We start from the raw sequence: 20,057 nt of genomic DNA on the forward strand, positions 1-20,057 counted from the left end.
CGTGGCTGGGATGGAGCCTTTCTACGCTTCACTCGTCAGGACCGGTTAGCCCGATCCTTCCGAATAATTGCCCATTTCTCTTGATCAGGCTCATATCGCTTGTCTGGAAGGGTGCCGGGTGTCATTCTGTCCACATGCTTTTCACGACATCGCCTTCTCATGCACCGAACGACGGCGACGAGCATCGCCTAAATCACCTACGGTCGACGCTGGCGCTCAGAATCGGCGACGTTCTGCCAAGCGATGGCGAACATGTCTCCCCCGTACCCGGCCTACTGCTTATTCGCCGCGACAGCCCTAGCGACGCCGTTTCAGCCCTTTACGAGCCGAGCCTCGCGCTTCCGGTTCAAGGCCGCAAGCGCGTGATTCTCGGCGCGGATTGGATCGAATATGATCCGGACCGGTTTCTGTTGACGTCCGTCGATCTACCTACAATGTCTCATGTCATCGAGGCGAGTTCGGTCCGCCCGTTCCTATCGATCATGCTCAAGCTGGATCTACAGATCGCGCAGGAGGTCGCCGCCACCATCGACAGTCATGGACTAATCAATGACGCGGTGCACATACCGATGGCGCTCGGAACCGTAACCGCTGATCTACTCGACGCTGTCATTCGGTTAGAGGCCTTGGCGGACCGGCCTGGAGACATACCGTTTATGGGGCCATTGCTGATGCGCGAGGTGACCTACCGCTTGTTGCTCAGCCCCGCCGGTGCCTGGCTGCGGGAGATCGCGATGCTGGAAACGCGGGGCAATCGGATCGGTCGGGTGATCGTTTGGCTCCGGGAAAACCATGCGCGCTCCGTGCGGGTCGAGGAGTTGGCCGAGATGGCTGCCATGGGCGTCTCAACCTTCCACCATCATTTCAGCGGCATCACCCGGATGAGCCCCCTCCAGTTCCAAAAGCACATCCGCCTCCACGAGGCCCGACGCCTGCTGCTGACCGATCGGATCGACGCCGCGACCGCTGCGCTGTCGGTCGGTTACGAAAGCGCCACGCAGTTCAATCGTGAATATCGCCGCCTGTTTGGCAACCCGCCTATCCGGGACACTTCCTCACTTCGCGACAACGATTAAAATACATAGGAAGGCTCGGCGGCTCGGGACCAGGGCTGTCGTCTAACGGCGGCCCCGGTTACAACCGGCGAGGACTATTCGAGTATGACCGCCGCTGAAGAGGAAAGTTTTCCGATGGACGCTAAAACACTCGCCGCCGCCTGTACAGCCGCTGAGCAACTCCCAGAGGTCGCTTTACAGCAGGCGGCTGGTTCAGAAAGACGAGTTTACCGGGTGTTGGGAAAAACATTTATGATCGTGACGGAAGGCGCGGTGGTGACCATCAAGGCCGATCCCATCCGAGCCGAAATACTGCGCCAGCGACACACAGGGATCTCGCCCGGCCATGGTATGAACAAGCGGCACTGGGTCTCGATTACGGAGGGCGATACCATCACCAAGGACCTCGTCGAGGAGGAGGTGCGAGAGTCCTATCGGCTGGTGCGGTCAAAATTGCCGTTGCTTGATGAGCTCACCCCCGCAGGGATGCGGCAACGAAGTTTGTCCGGCCAGCGATTGCAGTCCCTCGCTCGTAAAGTCGCATCCGGACTACCCGGCGTCAGCCATGGGCGCCCTTTCGTCGAAAAGCTAGATGTCTACAAGGTCGGTGCCAAGGTCTTCCTGATCGTGACGGATGATCCGACCGAGCGAATTATCACGGTGAAGGTCGGTCACGAACAACGGGACCCCCTGTTCGACCGCTTTCCATCCGTGACTGCCGGTCGCTATCTCGACAAAGACCACTGGATATCCATTGGCTCAGGCAAAGGTATCACCAGCACTTTGGTGACCGAAACGGTGAAGACCTCCTACCGGCTTGTCCTCAAGTCAATGGCCAAGCGCGAACGACCGGCGAACAGCGCCGACGTCTGACAGGCGGGATCACCCGGTCGAAATGCGGCATGATCTGCCCTCAACGCTTTCTCCACAAAGTTAACCAACGATCCCGGCGTCAACCGAACCAGATCAGCCCCTTGGGTACCGTGGAAAAACCGATGGCGCGCAAGGCGGGCGACAGGCTGGTTTTTGCCACTCGAAGATCGTTGACCTGTTCCAGGGTAAACACGAGGTGTGGCTCGCGCTTCAGCGCGGCGGACAGCGCCAGCAAACCCGTTGCCAGCGTCCGGGACATGGCAGGATCGTCGATATCGACATAGGTCAGCAGATTGCGCCCGCCCTGGACCAAGTACAGCAGCAGACGTCCATCGACGATGACGGCGAAGGCACCGCTTCGTCGTGCCGGACGCACCGGGGATTGATGAGTTGGCCAGGGAAGAATCCGCCCGAAAGGGTTGGCCGGATCGGCGGCAGACAATGCCACCGCGATTGGTTCACTTGGCCGCGCGTCGGCCAATTCGCGGAGCCGTTCGATTGTTGAGCGCTCCGCGAACTGCGCGCCCCCTAATCCCTCCACGAAGCGGCCGCGCAACACACGGCCCGTATCCTCCATTCCGCGAAACACCGGTTGCAGCGCAGGAAAGCCTCCCGGCACCTCTTCGGCGACTGCCGCGCCGCGTGTGACGACGCCGAAACGATCAAGCAGTCCCTCGACCAACGCAACCGCGCGGACGGTATCGGCGACCGGCTCTCTATGCAGCAGGGACCAGCGGCCTGCCAAAGCCGGATCCCCGCCCCCGGTAAAGGACAAAGCGCGACGCCCGCCCGGTCGCCCAGAGGCACGAACTGGGCTTGGCCTGCGCGATGCCTGCGTACCGCCCGAGAGGGAGCGCAATGGCGACCAGGTGTCAGTGGTGACATATCCGGTCCAGGCCAAATCCCAAAGCGCCTCATGAATTTCAGCTGGAAGCGACCCGGTTTCCCGCCCGCCAATCCCTGGGTGCCTGGCTTGCACCAGCGTGACGATCTGGCGCACAAAATATGCCCCGCCATCGGCGAAGATGTCGAGCATCGCTTGCTGAAGCGGCGGGAGCGTCGCCGCAGCGGGCACAGCCGCGAGGGTTTCGTTAGCAAACTCCTGAAGATGCAGGGCCACCAAACCATCTTCTTCGCCAAGCCGTCCATGGCCGGACCAGATAACCGCGCCGGTGGCGATCAACTCGTCCAGCATGCCAAGCGTATAGTCGCTGACGCGGGCCCGCAAGATCTGGCTCTCCCACAGGGAGGCTGGCAGAAGTACACCGGCCAGTTGTTGCACGACGCGGGCGACGCCATTTATCCCTTCGATCGCTCCCCCGGGTGGGCTCGTCGTCTTTAAGGCGGCATGGCCGGCGGATTCGGCAATAAGGCCGTGCCGCTCCAGCAGCAGGCGCGCAAAGGCTTCCCGAGGCACCGGGCGGGTAGCCTCTCGGGCAGCCTGAAGGGACCGCAGCCGCAGGCGCCGGAACACCTCGTCGCCGACCCATTCATGTTGCGCCAGGGGATTGCCGCCAATGCCGGAGGGATCCTTCGCCTGAAGGCGGCGCTCCACCCCGAACCGCCCTTTCAACACTTTGCCCTGATCGCGCAACCGCTCCAGGGCCATGTCGACCACGGCCACGCCAAGACCGAAACTTGTTGCGATCTCGCCGGTGCTGAAAGGCGTGTGGGTGCGCACATAGCGCCCAACCAGGTCGCGCAGCGGTTCAGCGGTCGGTTGCAGGAAGATATCGGGAATGGCGGCTGGCAGTGCCACGCCGAGCGCGTCGCGCAGCCGGGCTGCATCCTCGACGGCGGCCCATCGGTCGTCGCCGGCAATTGGCACCCGGATGACACGCCGTTCGGATTCAAGCAAAGCGAGGTGCGCCTTGGCGTCGCCGCTTCCATCGGCAAGGCGCCGGGCGACTTCGCTCGCCGACAAGGGGCCGAGTTCGCGCAGCAGATCGACCACGCTCTCGGCGCTTTTCGCCCGATAGTCGGGCACAAGGCGTTGCAGTTCACCTTCGACGCGCTCGATGACATCCGGATCGAGCAGTTCGCCAATATCAACCTGGCCCAGAAGATCGCTCAGCAACCCGCTGTCAAGCGACAGCACCGAGGCCCGGCGCTCGGCGAGCGGCGCATCCGTCTCGTACATGAACTCAGCAACGTAGCCGAACAGCAAGCTGGCCGCGAACGGCGAGGGAACCTCGGTGGTAATCTCCGCGATCTGGATTTTACCGTCGCCGAGGCGCTCCATGAGCGTGTCGAGAGCGGCCAGGTCATAGACATCCTGCAGGCATTCCCGGGCCGCCTCGATCAGTATCGGAAAATCCGGATAACCTTGGGCGATCTCCAATAGCTGGCCGGCGCGCAAGCGCTGCTGCCAGAGTGGAGAGCGGCGGCCGGGGCTCCGACGCGGTAGCAGCAGGGCGCGGGCGGCGCATTCGCGGAAGCGGGCCGCGAACAACGCCGACCCGCCGAGAGCCTCGGTTACCAGTTGCCGCAGGCTGACAGCATCAAAAGTGAACAGTTCCGAGCCCGGTATGCGACCGGATGTGTCGGGCATGCGAGCGACAATGCCGTCATCGCTGGCGACGACGGATGGGTCGATGTTCCAGCGCTGACGGATGCGTTCCGCGACCGCCAGTGCCCAGGGTTCATGGACACGGCGACCGTATGGCGAATGCAGGATGACCCGCCAATCCCCGATTTCGTCGCGGCAACGCTCGATCACCAGGGTCCGATCCGTAGGCAGCACACCGGTGGCGCGGCGCTGTTCGGTAATCATGCTGAACAGGTTGACGACGGCGTTCCGATCAAGCCCGGTCGCCTTGAGCCGTGCCTCTAATACTGGCGCTATATCGCCATCACCGTTGACGTCCACATTGGCTTCGAGCATTCCGAGGAAGGCGCCGATCGCTTCTCCCAGTTCGGCCGGTCGCCCAACCCCCTCGCCTCGCCAGAAGGGCAACCGTGCCGACCGGCCCGGTGCTGGCGTTACGATCACCTGATCGTTGGTGATCTGCTGAATGCGCCAGGACGTAGCGCCGAGGGTGACGACGTCGTTGACGCGAGATTCGTAGACCATTTCCTCGTCGAGTTCGCCGACGCGGCGCGAGCCGGCCCGCTCCTCACCTTCGGGCAACACGACGCTGAACATGCCGCGGTCGGGAATGGTGCCGCCACTGGTCACCGCAAGCTGGTGGGCGCCAGGGCGTGGGGTCAGCACGCCGGTTTCACGGTTCCAGACGATGCGTGGCCGGAACTCTGCGAAATCATCAGAGGGATAGCGGCCTGTCAGCATATCGAGAGTGGCGTCGAAGGCGGAGCGTGGCAGGTTCCGGAAAGGTGCAGCACGCCTGACCGCCATATACCAGTCATCGACATTTAGGGGATCCATGGCGACCGCGGCGACTGTTTGTTGCGCCAGCACGTCGAGCGGATTGCGCGGCGGATCGATCGCCTCGATACGGCCAGTTTGCATGCACTCGACAGTAACGGCAGCGTCGAGCAGATCGCGCCTTGTGCGCGGATAGATCAAGCCGGACGAAGTGCCACCGACCTGATGGCCAGCACGTCCGACCCGTTGCAGGGCGCTTGACACTGAAAACGGCGCCGCGACCTGGATCACCAGATCGACCAGTCCCATGTCGATGCCAAGTTCGAGGCTCGATGTTGCGACAACGCATCGCAAATCGCCGGATTTGAGCGCCCGCTCAATCTCGCCGCGCTGCGCCTTCGAGACCGAACCGTGGTGTGACCGCGCAATTAGCGGCGGCGCGCCCGACGATCGAGCCTCGGCGCTTCCCGAGGAAGAGTCATGATGGACAGGTTCACTGTTGCTGTCCGGCAATGGGGCCGGGATTTCGTCGGTAAAGCGTTCGGCGTAAAGTTCGTTCAGCCTTGCCGTCAGCTTCTCCGCAAGGCCCCGCGAGTTGGCGAAGACGATGGTCGAATGTCGGGCAAGCACCTGATCGAGGATACTGGCTTCGACATGCGGCCAGATCGAGCATACCCGGCCGCTCTGCTGGCCGCTGTGAGCTTGGTCATTCCTTGCCGGAATGTCGGTCATATCCTCAACGGGCACGACGATCTTGAGATCGATCTGACGGTTGGAGGGCGGGTTTACCACCGTGACCGGCCGGTCTCCTCCCAGGAAACGCGCAACTTCATTCACGGGCCGCACCGTCGCAGACAGTCCCACCCGCTGCGCCGGTTCGTCGACCAACGCCTCAAGACGCTCGAGACTGAGTGCCAGGTGCGAGCCGCGCTTGCCGTCGGCCACTGCGTGAATTTCATCGATGATGACGGTGCGCACACCGCGCAGGGTATCACGGGCCTTTGAGGTCAGCATCAGGTAGAGCGATTCAGGAGTGGTAATCAGGATATCGGGAGGGCGGCGTATGAGGATGGCTCGCTCGCCCGCCGGCGTGTCGCCAGTGCGCATGCCGACAGAGATTTCGACCGGCGGATCGCCACGACGCTGGCGTTCTGCGCTGACGCCCTGAAGCGGAATGCGCAGGTTCCTTTGGACGTCAGCGCCCAGCGCCTTGATCGGCGAAATGTAAAGGATGCGGGTCGCCGACTTCGACGATCCGGGGGTTGCGTCTGAGACGGGGTCCTGTGTTCGCTCGCGGAACAACTGATCGATGGCCTGCATAAAGGCGGCGAGGGTCTTTCCAGAGCCGGTCGGCGCGATCACCAGCGCGTTCTCACCCGCACCGATAGCCGCCCAGGCTGCTGCCTGCACAGCCGTTGGCGCAGCGAACGTCGACGCAAACCATGTGCGGGTCGCTGGCGTGAAACCGGCAAGCGGGCCGGCTGTTTCAGCTTCAGTCAAAGTCATTGGCGGCTGCAAGTCAGGTCCGGCCGCTCTTCAGTGCAGCTTGGTAGGCGCGATCGGCCCACTCATGCAGCTTCTCATTATCTTCCAGTATGTCGGCAGGAACAGTCCAGTAAGACTTGAGAGCGTGGTCCTCTCCTTCGTGCGAATAGCCAAGCGTGTGGGAGCCCGCTGTCTCGTACTGGGCGCGCGAATCGTCATCGACCTTGAAGTAAAGCGCGCCCTGCCAGGCCATGGCGAAGACATTATCGTTGCGATAGAGCGCAACAGCGCCGAACAGTGGCTTTGTCGTGATTTTCGCCCAGTCCGACAGTTGATCGACATAGTGTTCGGCAAGGTGCTTCGTCTGTTCGGATTGTTTCGACATCTGCTTGTCCTTTTTCTGGGATGAATAGGTGCGCGGCTGAGTTAGTCGAGAACGACTACATATTTGCCCGGCTCTGCCCGCGCCTCGAGGTCGGCCTGCGCGTCACGAACTCTCTCCAGTCCTTGATAGACCTTGGCGACAGAGATCTTCAGCCGGCCGGCCGCGATGGCCCGAAGTTGGCGGTCGAAGACCTCGGCTGGCAGGTCGGTGGCTCCACCGCCGTAGGCCGTCAGCCGCACCCCGAACGGAATGTAGCCAAGTGGGCTAAAGTCGGCGACTGTCCAGTCGTCCGACAGGGCGCCAGTGAAGCAGACCGTGCCGTGGACGCGAGTCGCCTGCATCGTGTCCCGCAAGGCCCGGCCGCCCACCAGTTCAAGCGCCGCATCGACACCGTCGGGGAAGATCGCCCGAACAGCGTCGGCGACCTTTCCGTCATCGACGATCGGATGGTCCACGCCGACGCCCCGCAACATCTCCAGCCGATCCGGACGGCGCGTGGTGGCGATCACGACCGCTCCCATTTCACTGGCGATCGAAGCCGCCGAAAGGCCGACCGTCGATGTGCCGCCGCGGATCAGCAGCGTCTGACCAGGGCGGAGGTCGAGCCCTTTGGTCAGCGAGCCGTAAGCAGTCTGGAGCATTTCCGGAAGTGCCCCGACGACATCCCAGGGAAGCTTTGTCTCGAACGGGATGACCTGGGAGGTGGGGACAACGGTGTATTCGGCATAGGCCCCGTCGAACGATCTGCCCATGCCACCCATCATAGTGGCCACCATCTGGCCGGGCTGGAGATCGCTGCCAGGTGAGGCCTGATCTACGATACCGACGCATTCGATGCCCAGTATACGCGGCATTGTAAAATCCGGGCTGGACAAACCTTTGCGGCTGGTCACTTCGGACTCGTTGACGCCAAACGCCTTCACCCGTATGCGCACATAGCCGGGTTCAACGCCGGGTAATGGCACGTCCTTGACAACAAGCTTGTCAATGCCGCCGGGTTCAGAGACCACCACGGCTCGCATGGTTGTATTCATGGAAACTCCCTTCTTCGGACCGGCGTGGCGCTTTCGCAGGTATTTAGCTTGGCGCAGTTCCCGGGTGCCGACAGCAAACAATTCGTACTGCAACAAGACGCCTCTTCAGGAACGGCGTTCAGGTGCACGAGCATCCGAGGACCGGATAAGCTTTATCGGACTTTACCGATGCTGATTAAAGGTAAAGTTCAGACATTGGATGATACTTTTCGGACATTACACAATGTTGCGCCCCGAACAAGACCGGCGGCAGTGACCGGGCTCCAGTCGTCAGCCCATTCCATCCGCTCCATCAAAAGCCGCTCACAGCGGATGGAATAGAAGGCTTGCAAAAGCATGGCGCGTAAAAAAGCTTCTCAGGCGCGATCGATGGTCGCCCGATCGGCGAATAGAATGCTGCAAAATCATGCTCCAGCAAGACGAGTGCATCATTCACGATCTGGCGGATCGCCCTCAGCGGATGATCACGACGAACGCAATCCTCAAGATCGATATTGCTGAAGAGTTCACCTGTCCTCAGATCGCCGCCGCGCATCCATCCTCCAATCTCAATGAAGCAAATGAATCACGACAAACACCATCACGCTAAGCCTTTTTCAGAGCTCGATCGGGCGGCGCGTTCGATCCTGCAGATGCGCTACGATTCTTTGATCGGGGGTTTACTGTCCAAGGATGCCGGCCCCGCAAGCGAGCTTACCGGCAATGTTAACGCACTGCTGCGTTACCAGTTTTATGCCCTGATGAGTTGGCTGACCGTTGTTCATGGCGAGCGGCGGACGCAAGATTCACGGGTTTCTACCGCGTTACAGCGCTTCAAGCGCTTTCAGAAGCTGGTAGAACAGCGCTACGCCAAGTGGAACCAACTCAGCGAATACGCGACGGAGCTCGGTTGCACCGAAAAAACCCTGACCGGTGCCACCACTCTGGCAATTGGCATGAGCGCGAAGGCATTTATTTCCAAACGCATCAATCTCGAAGCCAAGCGCCTGCTCACCCATACGGACCTAACGGTGGGTGCCATCGCGGAAAAACTTGGATTTCAGGAAGCGAGCCATTTCAGCAAGTTCTTCAAACGTGAAGCCAATTGCACACCGAGGGAGTTCCGAGTCCTAAACGGTCACCTTGCTCCTCGCGACGCCTCGTAGTCCAGAGTGTCGGATAGGCCAGCCTACCATCACTGCGCGAGACGTGTCCGTAGCTGGCTCGGTCACGTGAGCCTCGATACGACAAACCACTATGCCAAGGTCAACCTCGAAACATAGCATAGGGCATTGTATCAGGTTCGCGTTCCGGAAACACCCTGCCGTTAGCCCTCGAGGAAACGCAATACGAGCGTCCTCGCGCGGATCCAATGAAAATGTGTGGCGAGGGCTGAGCGTTTCTGGTGCGGTGGCACGAAGAGATTGGTGACTGCTGAAAAGATCGAGACGAAACGTTGCAATCCTCCCGCGGATCGGAAGCCCTGCATCACCTGCTCCCGTTTTCGAAGCGGCACGTGAGAATTCTCTGCACGATTGTTAAGGCCCTTGTGCGATCGATGTTCGACGCCGGGCATTACGTCCCGTTTTTCCGCGCCGTATGAGCGCAGTTTGTCGGTGATGATGCGCTTCGGCGACAGACCCTGCTTCTTCAGCAGCCTGACCATCAACCGCCCTGGCAGCCTTGGTATCGCGGCGGGTCTGAACGATCTCATCGAGAACGTGGGTCCTGATCGACCGCACGCCACAGCCAATATTTTCGGCCGCCGATGGAAATCACGACCTCGTCCAGATGCCAGATATCTTTGCGCGAAGGCTTCTTTCTCCGCAACTTCTTCGCATAAGCCGTCCCGAATTTTCGACCCCATCGCCGTATCATTCGTAAGAGACGACGATGCCGCGCTCCAGCAACATTTCCTCGACCAGCCGCAGGCTCAACGGGAACCGGAAATACAACCGCGCAGCATGCGAGATGATCTGCGGTGGGAGGCGATGGTTCTTATAACTGATTATCGTCGAGTTCATCCTCGCCGAATTATCCGTCAATCGTTAAGCTGCAGACCACGTGACATCGCCCTTCCGATCTGTCACTAGGTGTGACGGCTGTCGCAATCGATCTTATTTTTCGAGATCACGCACTTGCAGAACCCGTCTGACCTCGCGCTGGCGCGAAGACACAATTGCAACCCACATCTTTTGGCGGATCGTCGCGAATGTCGATTGATGAACCTGCGTCATTAAAGGATACCTCATTTTTGCATGCTGCTGATTATGCCTGACGCTTTGAGGAAAATGAAACGCGATTTCTGCATTGCAGCATTGCGTGATCCGTCGGTTAATCACGGAATGCTGGGTCCGGTTCAGCTATCAATGCGATCGTTCAGCTTCTCCCAGATAGACGGGCCAAACCAACCGTGGACAAAATGCAGCTTCCTATCAAAACAATGCTGGTCTTCCACACGGAGCTGCGAAACTACTGAGGGGCGTACCACACACCGTGTTTAATTTTTGCGTGAGTGGTTATTAACGGGACGCAGCGCAAGATGCGCCAACCTTGGCAAATTCGTTGTCCGACGACCAAAAGCTGCGCGCGCATGAGAACCCGCTCGGGCTGCGCCCTCCAGCAGGACTTATGGGCGCTCCAAGGTGGCCTGGTTTTAGTTCGCCGCCGGGCCTGGTTTTATTCCGGCGTTGACAGGTGCAGACCCTCTCATTGTCGCCGCATTGGCGGCAAGTCAGTGCACGTTCCTTGTGCAACTTCGGCGGCCATGCCAATGGTCTCGCCAAGCGTGGGGTGGGGGTGGATAGTCTTGCCGACATCGGCTGCGTCTGCACCGAGTTCTATTGCCAGGCATACCTCCCCGATCATGTCGCCTGCATTGGGTCCGATCATCGCGCCGCCTACGATGCGGCCAGTCTTCACCGAGAAGATAAGCTTGGTCTGTCCATACTCGACGCCATTTGCTATCGCGCGCCCAGATGCGGCCCATGGGAACCGCCCTACCTTGACTTCGATACCGTCTGATTTCGCAGCATCTTCGGTAAGGCCCACCCAAGCGATCTCAGGTTCCAAGTACGCAACAGACGGAATGACCATCGGATCGAACGCCGATTTGTGTCCTGCCAAGACTTCGGCGGCCACGTGGCCCTGATGGACCGCCTTGTGCGCCAGCATCGGTTGTCCGACTATGTCGCCAATAGCGAAAATATTGCCAACGCTCGTGCGCATCTGATCGTCGACCGAGATGTAGCCGTTTTGGGTTTCGATGCCTGCAGCGTCAAGATCGAGGTTACCCCCGTTCGGACGGCGACCGACTGATTGCAGCACGCGATCGTAGACTGCAGGCTCGTTGCCGCCATCGAAGGTCGCCGACAAACCTTCTTCAGAGACCACGACGGATGCCAGCTTCGTAGACAGCATGACGCGGTCGAACCTATGCGCGTTGTGTTTAGACCAGATGGCGACCAAGTCACTGTCGACGCCTGTAAGGAGCTGATCCAATTGCTCTACGATGTCGATGCGTGTGCCCAGTGCACTGTAGACGGTCGCCATCTCCAGTCCGATGATGCCGCCGCCCACAACCAGCATCCGCTCCGGGATGGACTCCAGGGCCAAGGCACCAGTCGAGTTAATGACACGTGGATCGTCGGGCAGGAAGGGAAGTGCCACCGGAGTCGATCCGGCCGCCACGACGCACGACTTGAAGTCGATCCGCTGCTCACCGGCGTCAGTGCTAACCAATACATGATTGGGGCTGCCGAACTTCCCTGTTCCTGTGATGCGTTCGACCTTGCGCAGCTTCGCCATTTGGCCGAGTCCATCGGTAAGCTTTCTCACCGTTGCCTCCTTAAAGCCGCGCAGCTTGTTGACGTCGATTTCTGGCGCCGCGAAACTTACGCCGTGAGTTCCGAGCCGTTCGGCTTCCTCCTTGACCGCCGCGACGTGGAGCAACGCCTTGGATGGGATGCAGCCCACGTTCAAGCAAACGCCCCCAAGCACGTCATATCTTTCGACCAGTGCCACCCGTAGTCCGAGATCGGCTGCCCGGAATGCAGCTGTATAGCCGCCTGGACCACCCCCGATGACGAGCAGGTCGTAGCCCTGCTGCCCGGGGGCAATGTTTGGGGTTTCGCCGACACCGGCGGCAGTAGTTGCGGGAACCGGGGCGTGCCCGGAGGCCGAAAGCTCAAGCGTGGCCAGCAGGGACCCACTGCTGACCGTGTCGCCGACGGATACCCTCACATCAATGACCGTCCCGGCCGATGGACCGGGAATGTCCATCGTCGCCTTATCCGTCTCAACCGACGCGACCGGCTGCTCGGCGGCGACGATATCGCCGTTCTTAACAAATACCTCTGCGACGACGACTTCCTTGAAGTCTCCGAGGTCAGGCACCAGAATATCGACTGTCGTCATGACGTTTCTCTCGATGTTTATCAGAGGATCGCGCGGCGGAAGTCGCCGAGCATCGTCGCCAAGTGGCCAAGAAACCGAGCGGCGGCGACTCCGTCGACGACACGATGGTCCCAGGAAAGGCTTATGGGCATGATGAGTCGAGGCTGGAAGTCCTTGCCATCCCACACAGGCTGCACTTGGGAACGCGCCGCACCAAGGATCGCGACTTCGGGCGAGTTGATTATCGGCGTGAACCCGGTTCCCCCTACCCCCCCGAGCGACGACACCGAGAAGCTTCCGCCCTCCATCTCCGACGGTTGCAGCTTGCCGGAGCGAGCCTTGTCTGAAAGCGCGCCCATCTCCGCCGCTATCTCCAGCAAGCCCTTGCGATCGCAGTCGCGGATGACGGGGACCATCAAGCCCTTCGGCGTGTCCACTGCGAAGCCGACGTGCGCATATTTCTTCTGAATCAGCGTTTCGCCGTCCAGTGAGGTGTTGAAGCGGGGATGGGCGGCGAGGGTCAAGGCCGAAGCCTTTATAAGGAAGGCCACCATGGTAACCTTGACCGCCGGATCCCGTTTCTCCCCATTCAAGGTAAGCCTGAACGCTTCGAGATCAGTCACGTCTGCGTTGTCGAAGTTGGTGACGTGCGGGATGTTCAGCCAGTTGCGATGCAGGTTGCTGCCAGCGATCTTCTGGATGCGCGACAGCGGCGCGCTTTCGATCTCGCCGAACTTGGTAAAATCGTAGGTCGGAAGCGAGGGGATGCCGGATGCCGACAAGACCGGCGTCTGGGCACTGCCACCGGAGATTTGGGCCTTGATGAAGTTGTTCACGTCCTCGCGAAGTATCCTGCCATTGGCACCGCTGGCCGGCACCCTGCCCAGGTCCACACCCAACTCGCGAGCGAATGCCCTGACAGAGGGCGAGGCATGCGTCGAACCCGCAGACGGCGACGTTGTTAGAGGCGAGGTTTTTTCGACCAGAGGCTCCGTCGGCGCAAACGCCGCAGCCAGTGCTTGCGCCGTTTCCCGGGCAGGCGGAGCGGCGGTGACGACCGCTGATCCTGCTTCCGCGACTTCTCCGGCGTCCAGCACCATCACCGGGGCACCCTGTGATACTTTCTGGCCCAGCTCGATCAGGAGTTGAATGACCCTGCCCGCGACGGGGGAAGGCACTTCGATGGTGGCCTTGTCGGACTCCAGAGTGATCAACGGTTGGTCGACCGTCACGGTGTCGCCTGGTTTGACGAGGATCTCGACGACAGGCACGTTCTTGTAATCGCCGATGTCGGGCAATTCTATGGTCTGTGGGACGCCCATCGGCGGTTCCTCCCTATCATTCGGGTAAGCGCTGGCCATTCCGAAGGGAATGTGTGCGCTGAAAATGTCCTTGGTAGATGGCGTTACGCTCACAGGGCGTCATTGGCATCAGCAGTTCCATGGAGCGTCGACGTTCAAGGTGATGCCATATTTGCCGATCGCCTCAAGCACTTTCGATCGATCAATCTTCCCCTCCGAAGCTAGCGTGGAGAGTGCGGCGACCACGACGTGATGGCGGTCGACTTCGAAGAAGTCACGGAGCGCACGACGGTTGTCGCTCCTTCCGAAACCATCTGTGCCCAGAACCACGAATCTTCCGGTCACGTATGAGGCGATCAACTGAGGATAAGCACGGACGTAATCGGTCGCGGCGACGATCGGTGCCTGACCTGCGAGCAGGGTACCCACATAGCTGCGACGAGCGTGAGCTTCCGCGCCGAACATCTCCTCGCGCTCGATCTCGCGCGCTTCCCGCGCCAGCTCCGTGAAACTTGTCGCGCTGAAGATCTCCGCCTCGATCTTCCAATCCGTCTTCAGCAGCTCTGCGGCGGCAACCACTTCGGGCAAAATAGCACCCGAACCGACAAGCCTGATCGCGGCTTCGCCCTCAGGACCCGCAAGGCGGTACATACCCTTGACGATGCCCTCTTCGACTCCGGCAGGCATGGATGGCTGTGCGTAGCCCTCGTTCATCGCGGTGATGTAGTAGAACTCGTCCTTGCCATCCTCCATCATGCGACGAGCACCGTGATCGACGATCACTGCCATTTCGTAGGCATAGGCGGGATCGTAGGCGCGGCAGTTGGGAACGGTGGCGGCCATCACATGGCTGCTGCCATCCTGATGTTGCAGCCCTTCGCCGCCTAAGGTCGTACGACCGGCAGTTGCGCCGATCAGGAAGCCACGGGCCCGCTGATCGGCGGCCGCCCAGATCAGATCGCCGACGCGCTGAAAACCGAACATAGAGTAGTAGATGTAGAACGGCAGCATAGGCTTGCCGTGCACACTGTAAGAGGTTGCCGCGGCGACCCAGGACGATATGGCGCCCGCTTCGGTAATGCCTTCCTCGAGGAGTTGCCCGTCGACAGACTCCTTGTAGTAGAGCATCGAGCCGGCATCTTCCGGTTCGTAAAGTTGTCCCACGGGGGAGTAGATGCCGACCTGTCGAAAGAGGTTGTCCATCCCGAAGGTGCGGGCCTCGTCCGCTACGATCGGAACGATGCGATCGCCGAAATCCTTGCTCTTGAGGAGATTGCTGAAGAGACGGACCGCTGCAACGGTGGTCGACATCTCCTTGCCGTCCGGCTTCGTCGCAAAATCCGCGTAGCTCGAAAATGCCGGAACTGCGATCGGGTCCGACGACGACCGACGCCGCGGCAAAAAGCCACCCAGCGCTGCGCGCCGTGCACGGAGATACTTCATCTCAGAGGAGTCTTCATGAGGACGGAAGAATTCGAGATCTTCGACCTGTTTGTCGGTCAGTGGCAAGCTGAACTTGTCCCTGAATGCGATGAGCGCACCGACTTCGAGCTTCTTGGCCTGATGGGCGGTCATGCGCGACTCCCCGGCGCCGCCCATGCCAAAGCCCTTCTTGGTCTTGGCGAGAATAACGGTTGGCCGCCCCTTGGTATCCTTGGCCGCTTGGAATGCAGCATGTAGTTTCTTGAAGTCGTGACCGCCTCGCTTAAGCGCTTCGATATCCTTGTCGGACATGTGCGAAACCAAGCGCTTTACCTCCGGGTCGCCATCGAAGAAGTGTGCCAGATTGTAGGCACCGTCTTTGGCGCCCAGCGTTTGGTACTTTCCGTCGACGGTCTCTGCGAAACGCTTGAGCAGGCTATGGTTCTCGTCCCTTGCGAAGATCTGGTCCCATTCCGATCCCCATAGAACCTTGACGACATTCCAGCCGGCGCCCTTGAAGACGCTCTCCAGCTCCTGGACGATCTGCCCATTGCCTCGTACCGGACCGTCGAGGCGTTGCAGGTTGCAGTTGATGACAAATGTCAGGTTGTCGAGCTTCTCGCGGGCAGCGAGCGAAAGGGCCGCGATGGATTCCGGTTCGTCCATCTCTCCATCGCCGAACACGCCCCAGACATGCTGGGCGTTGGTGTCATGCAGCTTGCGATCCCGGAGATAACGCATGAATCGCGCCTGGTAAATTGCGCTGATGGGACCGATGCCCATCGATCCCGTTGGAAACTGCCAGAAGTCAGGCATCAACCATGGATGAGGGTAAGAGCAGAGGCCTTCACCTGTGATTTCCTGCCGGTAGTGCGAGAGTTGGTTCTCGGTGAGTCGGCCCTCAAGGAACGCGCGAGCGTATACGCCGGGCGCGGAATGGGGCTGGAAGAACACCAGATCCCCGCCGTGCTGCCCGTCGTTGGCATGGAAGAAATGGTTGAAGCCGATTTCGAAGATCTCCGCGGCGGATGCATAGCTGGCGACGTGACCGCCGAGTTCGCCGTAGGCCCGGTTGGCGCGAACCACCATTGCCAGGGCGTTCCAGCGGATGATCGAGGTGATGCGCTCCTCCATGGCGAGATCGCCGGGATATGGAAGCTGCTTGTCAAGTTCGATGGTATTTCGATAGGGCGAGTAGGGAAGAGCACCTTCTACCAAGCCGAGTTGCTTGGCACGACGGTCGAGCTCGTCGAGAAGAAACCGCGCTCGGGAGCCGCCAGCATGCTTTGCAACGGAATCGAGCGACTGTACCCAGTCCGCAGTCTCCTGCGGATCTTGGTCGGTGCCCGAAGGCGCATTGGTCTGGATGGAATTGTTGATCGAATTCATAGCGGTCCTCCACTCAGTCGTCGAAGTTTATCGGGATATTCGCGTAGTTTCCTGCTGGTCACTTGGCGAATGCCCGGCTGTCGGCACAGAACGTGGCTTTACCCATCCCTCTCGTCGAGCCGATTTTGATCAGGCGCGGTGCCTGCCCAGGCCCGTTCTTGAGGAACCTGAAACATGATCAGTGGACAGACTGCCACATACTCCGCCCAATCCGATGAGCCGGCTCACCTCGGATTCCACATGGGGCGCTACTGCCCTCTCTCCATCAGCTCGCGGCGCGAACCGCAGTAAGCTACATGCCCCACGGGCTGGATGCCGAGAATATCAGCGATGTCACGCGAAGCGGCGATCGTCGCGTCAGTGTCGAGACCGGTCTCGATTCCCATCTCGTTGAGAAGATAGACAATGTCTTCAGTCGCAAGATTGCCGAGAGCACTAATTCCGCCTGGCATGGCGACGCCGCCGCCGATACCACATATCGCGCCTTCAACGAAAGTCGCGCCGGCATCAAGTGCGGCCAGGATGTTGGCCGTCGCAGTGCCAGCCATGTTGTGAACATGAAAGCCGGTTTCGAGCTCCGGCCAACGCGTGTTCACTGCCCCGAATAGCTCACTAACATGCCGCGGATCTTCCATTCCCAAGCTTCCGCCGAAATAGAATCGCTTGATTCCGGCATCACGAAACCGTCCCACCAGGTCCACGACCCTGTCTACCGGGACGCGACCATCGTAAATGTCCCACAAAGCCGAAGCGACAGCCATTACGAAGCCGACACCGGCATCGCTGGCAATCTGGAAGGCGCGGATGGCCTGCTCGATCGCCTGCTCAGTGCTCATGTTCTGGTTCTTTTTCATATACCTTTCGCTGGTAGTGATAAGACCCAGGATTTCATCTGGCGGTGCAGCCGAGTGCACCGCCAGTTCCGCGCCCTTGGCGTTCGGGACAAGCGCCCGGTACACCGTTCCCGGCCGGCGCTTGATCCCTGCCATCACCTCTTGAGCGTCACGCAGATTGGGGATGGCCCGCGGGTGCACGAACCCGGTGACCTCGATGACTGGAAACCCGACCTCGCTCAGCCGATCGACGATGGCTATCTTGGTTTCCGTATCAATCCAACGCGGAAAGCCTTGAAGACCATCCCGCGGCGCCACTTCGACGATCTTAACCTTGTTTGGCAGTTTCAGCATGGGCCACGCTCCGATTAGACGACGATCTGTGCTGCACGCAGCTCGTCTTCACTGAACCCTAGCTGGTCAATCAGTACCTCGCGGTTATGCTCGCCCAAACGCGGCCCAGTGGAACGGATCTTACCAGGCGTCGCCGAGAGTTTCCCGACAACGTTTTGCATGCGCAAGGGGCCGCCAAGCTCTTCGTCGGGGATGGACGCTACGTTTTCGCGCGCTATAAACTGTGGGTCGTCGAAGGTCTCGGCAACACTGTAGGCAGGGGCTACCGCCGCTTCAAAAGACACGAGACGAGACAAAAGATCATCCAAATCGAAATTCGAAATCGCCTTCTGGAGATGCACATCAAGCTCCGTTGCATTTTCCAAGCGCACCCGATTATCCGAGAAACGCGGATCATTTGCGAGATCGGGGACGTCGAGGGCAGCACACAGCCGCTCGAAAATGCTCTGAGTGCTGCCGGCTATTGCGACGAATTTACCATCACGCGTCTCATAGGTGTTGCGTGGCGCCGTGAAAGGCAGCCGGCTCCCCTCGCGTTGTTGAATGATGCCGAGCTGGTCATAGTTGACCACTTGCGGACCCAGCAGGGTATAGAGAGTCTCATAGAGGGCGAGATCGATGACTTGCCCTTTGCCCCCGTTCACTTTCTTCTCATGAAGGGCCACCATCGTGAGGAAGGCGCCCATCAAGCCCGTGCTGGCATCGCCCAGCCCGAAGCCGGGCAGGAGCGGCGGCCGGTCCGGATGGCCGGTGATGTATGCCAATCCGGAGAATGCCTCCGCAAGGGTTCCGAACCCGGGGCGATTGCGGTTTGGCCCAGTCTGGCCGTAGCCGGTAATTCTTAACATCACCAGCCCGGGATTTATGGCGCTAAGGACATCGTAGTCGAGACCCCACTTCTCCAGAGTTCCGGTCCGGTAATTTTCGACGACGATGTCGACGTCCTTCACCAGCCTCTTCACAATTTCGACTCCCAATGGAGTACGAAGGTCGGCGCACACCGACTTTTTATTTCGGTTCACCACTTTGTAATAGAGACCGACACCGTTCTTACTGTTGCCCCAGTAACGCATCTCGTCGCCGTGCCCCGGCCGCTCAATCTTGACCACGTCGGCGCCATAATCACCCAGAAACATTGAAGCTGTGGGGGCCGCCAAGTAGTTGGATATGTCGAGAACGCGTACGCCCTCTAGTGGCATGCGCTTTCCGGCAAATGCGGTATCACCATTCGAATCACTCATCCTCGTACCTCCTCCATATTGAGGGCCCGACCTTGCCCTGCATAAAGTGCAAATGTAGCGCCCGTAGGACGCGTCGATATCTGGCAAGCCGACCATGATTACGCAAACATAGACGAGAGGTGCTGGCTTGGCAAACGAAATTGTTTGCGTAAACATCTAAGCCATCCCCCGTCACTTCGATGAAACCGGACCGAGGGGCATACAGCCCTCCCACTCGGTCGACTTCCACATGGGCTTTCACCTAAGAGGGCGTCCTCTGTCTCCTAGAGCGCGTCCGTTGAACGCGGAATCTCACTGAGGATTCGCGTGGCTGGCGAATTCTGTTTCCATCGCTCTGACGGGTGATTTGGTCGGAGGCAATATGACCCGCGCTTTCAGCGATGATCTGCGTAGTCGCGTTCTGGCTGCGTCACAGGGTGGCATGTCGGCGCGTTCAGCAGCGCCCCGGTTTGGGATCGGCATTTCGACAGCCATCGCCTGGATTGCGAGTGCGCGCGCTGGTCGGCTGACGCCTGCGAAACAAGGCCGACGGGGTGGCTCGCTCCTTGATGCCCACGAGGACTTCATCGTCGGCATGATCGAAGAAACAAAGGACATCACCCTCAACGAGATGGTCCTGCGATTGCATGAGGAGAGAGCCGTTTCCATTGGCCGTAACGCGCTCGATGTCTGGCTGCGAAAGCGCGGCTCGACTTTCAAAAAAGACCGCACATGCACTGGAGCAGGACCGCCACGACCTCACGAAGCGTCGTGGGGACTGGTTCGACGGCCAGCTCGATCTCGATCGGCGCGGATCGTCTTCATCGATGAAAACGGTCTCAGCACGAAAATGTGCCGGCTTCTCGGACAGGCCATTTGTGGAGAGCGATGCCGCTCTCCGATCCCAGACGGCCATTGGAAGACAACGACATTCTCCGGTGCGCTCAGGCTATTGGGCATGACCGCGCCCATGATCCTCGAAGTGAGATAACGCTCTTGCCTGCCGG

At 59.9% G+C, this 20,057-nt stretch carries 11 protein-coding genes and 3 pseudogenes; 4 read left to right on the forward strand and 10 right to left on the reverse strand.

The genetic code is table 11. The features are described from left to right. Positions 1 to 134 precede the first annotated feature (134 nt). Both AB4Z23_RS18665 and AB4Z23_RS18670 read left to right on the forward strand, forming a co-directional pair. The gene (locus AB4Z23_RS18665; RefSeq protein WP_441360545.1) at positions 135 to 1,076 is read left to right on the forward strand and encodes an AraC family transcriptional regulator N-terminal domain-containing protein; all 942 of its coding nucleotides are present in this window, start codon (positions 135 to 137) and stop codon (positions 1,074 to 1,076) included. 84 nt (positions 1,077 to 1,160) lie between these two features. Beyond that, a complete protein-coding gene (locus tag AB4Z23_RS18670; RefSeq protein ID WP_441360546.1) occupies positions 1,161 to 1,928 on the forward strand; it encodes an MmcQ/YjbR family DNA-binding protein in 768 nt (255 codons plus the stop codon). Between the two features lie 79 nt (positions 1,929 to 2,007). Here the strand turns inward: AB4Z23_RS18670 and AB4Z23_RS18675 are convergent, their stop codons facing one another. From AB4Z23_RS18675 to AB4Z23_RS18690, 4 genes and pseudogenes are all read right to left on the reverse strand, one after another. Continuing rightward, positions 2,008 to 6,759: an ATP-dependent helicase gene (locus AB4Z23_RS18675; RefSeq protein ID WP_441360547.1), complete on the reverse strand. Its 4,752-nt coding sequence runs from the start codon at positions 6,757 to 6,759 to the stop codon at positions 2,008 to 2,010. A 13-nt stretch (positions 6,760 to 6,772) separates the two neighbouring features. Continuing rightward, on the reverse strand, positions 6,773 to 7,123 hold the full coding sequence (locus AB4Z23_RS18680; RefSeq protein WP_441360548.1) for a TfoX/Sxy family protein: 351 nt from the start codon (positions 7,121 to 7,123) through the stop codon (positions 6,773 to 6,775). Between the two features lie 41 nt (positions 7,124 to 7,164). Continuing rightward, on the reverse strand, positions 7,165 to 8,253 hold the full coding sequence (locus AB4Z23_RS18685) for a zinc-binding dehydrogenase (RefSeq protein ID WP_441360549.1): 1,089 nt from the start codon (positions 8,251 to 8,253) through the stop codon (positions 7,165 to 7,167). A gap of 179 nt (positions 8,254 to 8,432) precedes the next feature. Next, positions 8,433 to 8,692, reverse strand: a pseudogene (locus tag AB4Z23_RS18690) (transposase); the annotation flags it as partial. 25 nt (positions 8,693 to 8,717) lie between these two features. Between AB4Z23_RS18690 and AB4Z23_RS18695 the strand changes: the two are divergent. Further along, positions 8,718 to 9,302, forward strand: coding sequence for a helix-turn-helix domain-containing protein (locus AB4Z23_RS18695; RefSeq protein WP_441360550.1), 585 nt, complete (start codon positions 8,718 to 8,720; stop codon positions 9,300 to 9,302). 161 nt (positions 9,303 to 9,463) lie between these two features. Here the strand turns inward: AB4Z23_RS18695 and AB4Z23_RS18700 are convergent. The 6 genes and pseudogenes from AB4Z23_RS18700 to AB4Z23_RS18725 form a co-directional block, all read right to left on the reverse strand. Beyond that, a pseudogene (locus AB4Z23_RS18700) lies at positions 9,464 to 10,160 on the reverse strand (IS6 family transposase). 685 nt (positions 10,161 to 10,845) lie between these two features. After that, positions 10,846 to 12,552 carry a dihydrolipoyl dehydrogenase gene (gene lpdA / locus AB4Z23_RS18705; RefSeq protein WP_441360551.1) on the reverse strand — a complete coding sequence of 569 codons (1,707 nt, stop codon included), beginning with the start codon at positions 12,550 to 12,552 and terminating at the stop codon, positions 10,846 to 10,848. Positions 12,553 to 12,572: 20 nt separating this feature from the next. After that, the gene (locus tag AB4Z23_RS18710) at positions 12,573 to 13,853 is read right to left on the reverse strand and encodes a 2-oxo acid dehydrogenase subunit E2 (protein WP_441360552.1); all 1,281 of its coding nucleotides are present in this window, start codon (positions 13,851 to 13,853) and stop codon (positions 12,573 to 12,575) included. Between the two features lie 108 nt (positions 13,854 to 13,961). Next, entirely contained in the window at positions 13,962 to 16,643 is a 2,682-nt protein-coding gene (gene mdeB / locus AB4Z23_RS18715) for an alpha-ketoglutarate dehydrogenase (protein WP_441360553.1), read from the reverse strand. 248 nt (positions 16,644 to 16,891) lie between these two features. Then, positions 16,892 to 17,830: a hydroxymethylglutaryl-CoA lyase gene (locus AB4Z23_RS18720; protein WP_441360554.1), complete on the reverse strand. Its 939-nt coding sequence runs from the start codon at positions 17,828 to 17,830 to the stop codon at positions 16,892 to 16,894. Between the two features lie 14 nt (positions 17,831 to 17,844). Then, positions 17,845 to 19,071, reverse strand: coding sequence for a CaiB/BaiF CoA transferase family protein (locus tag AB4Z23_RS18725; protein WP_441360555.1), 1,227 nt, complete (start codon positions 19,069 to 19,071; stop codon positions 17,845 to 17,847). A gap of 361 nt (positions 19,072 to 19,432) precedes the next feature. Here AB4Z23_RS18725 and AB4Z23_RS18730 point away from each other — a divergent pair. Continuing rightward, positions 19,433 to 20,032: pseudogene (locus tag AB4Z23_RS18730) on the forward strand (IS630 family transposase); the annotation flags it as partial. Positions 20,033 to 20,057 lie beyond the last annotated feature (25 nt).

The organism is Agrobacterium sp. MCAB5, from assembly GCF_052114365.1.
Taxonomy (GTDB): Bacteria; Pseudomonadota; Alphaproteobacteria; order Rhizobiales; family Rhizobiaceae; genus Agrobacterium; species Agrobacterium tumefaciens.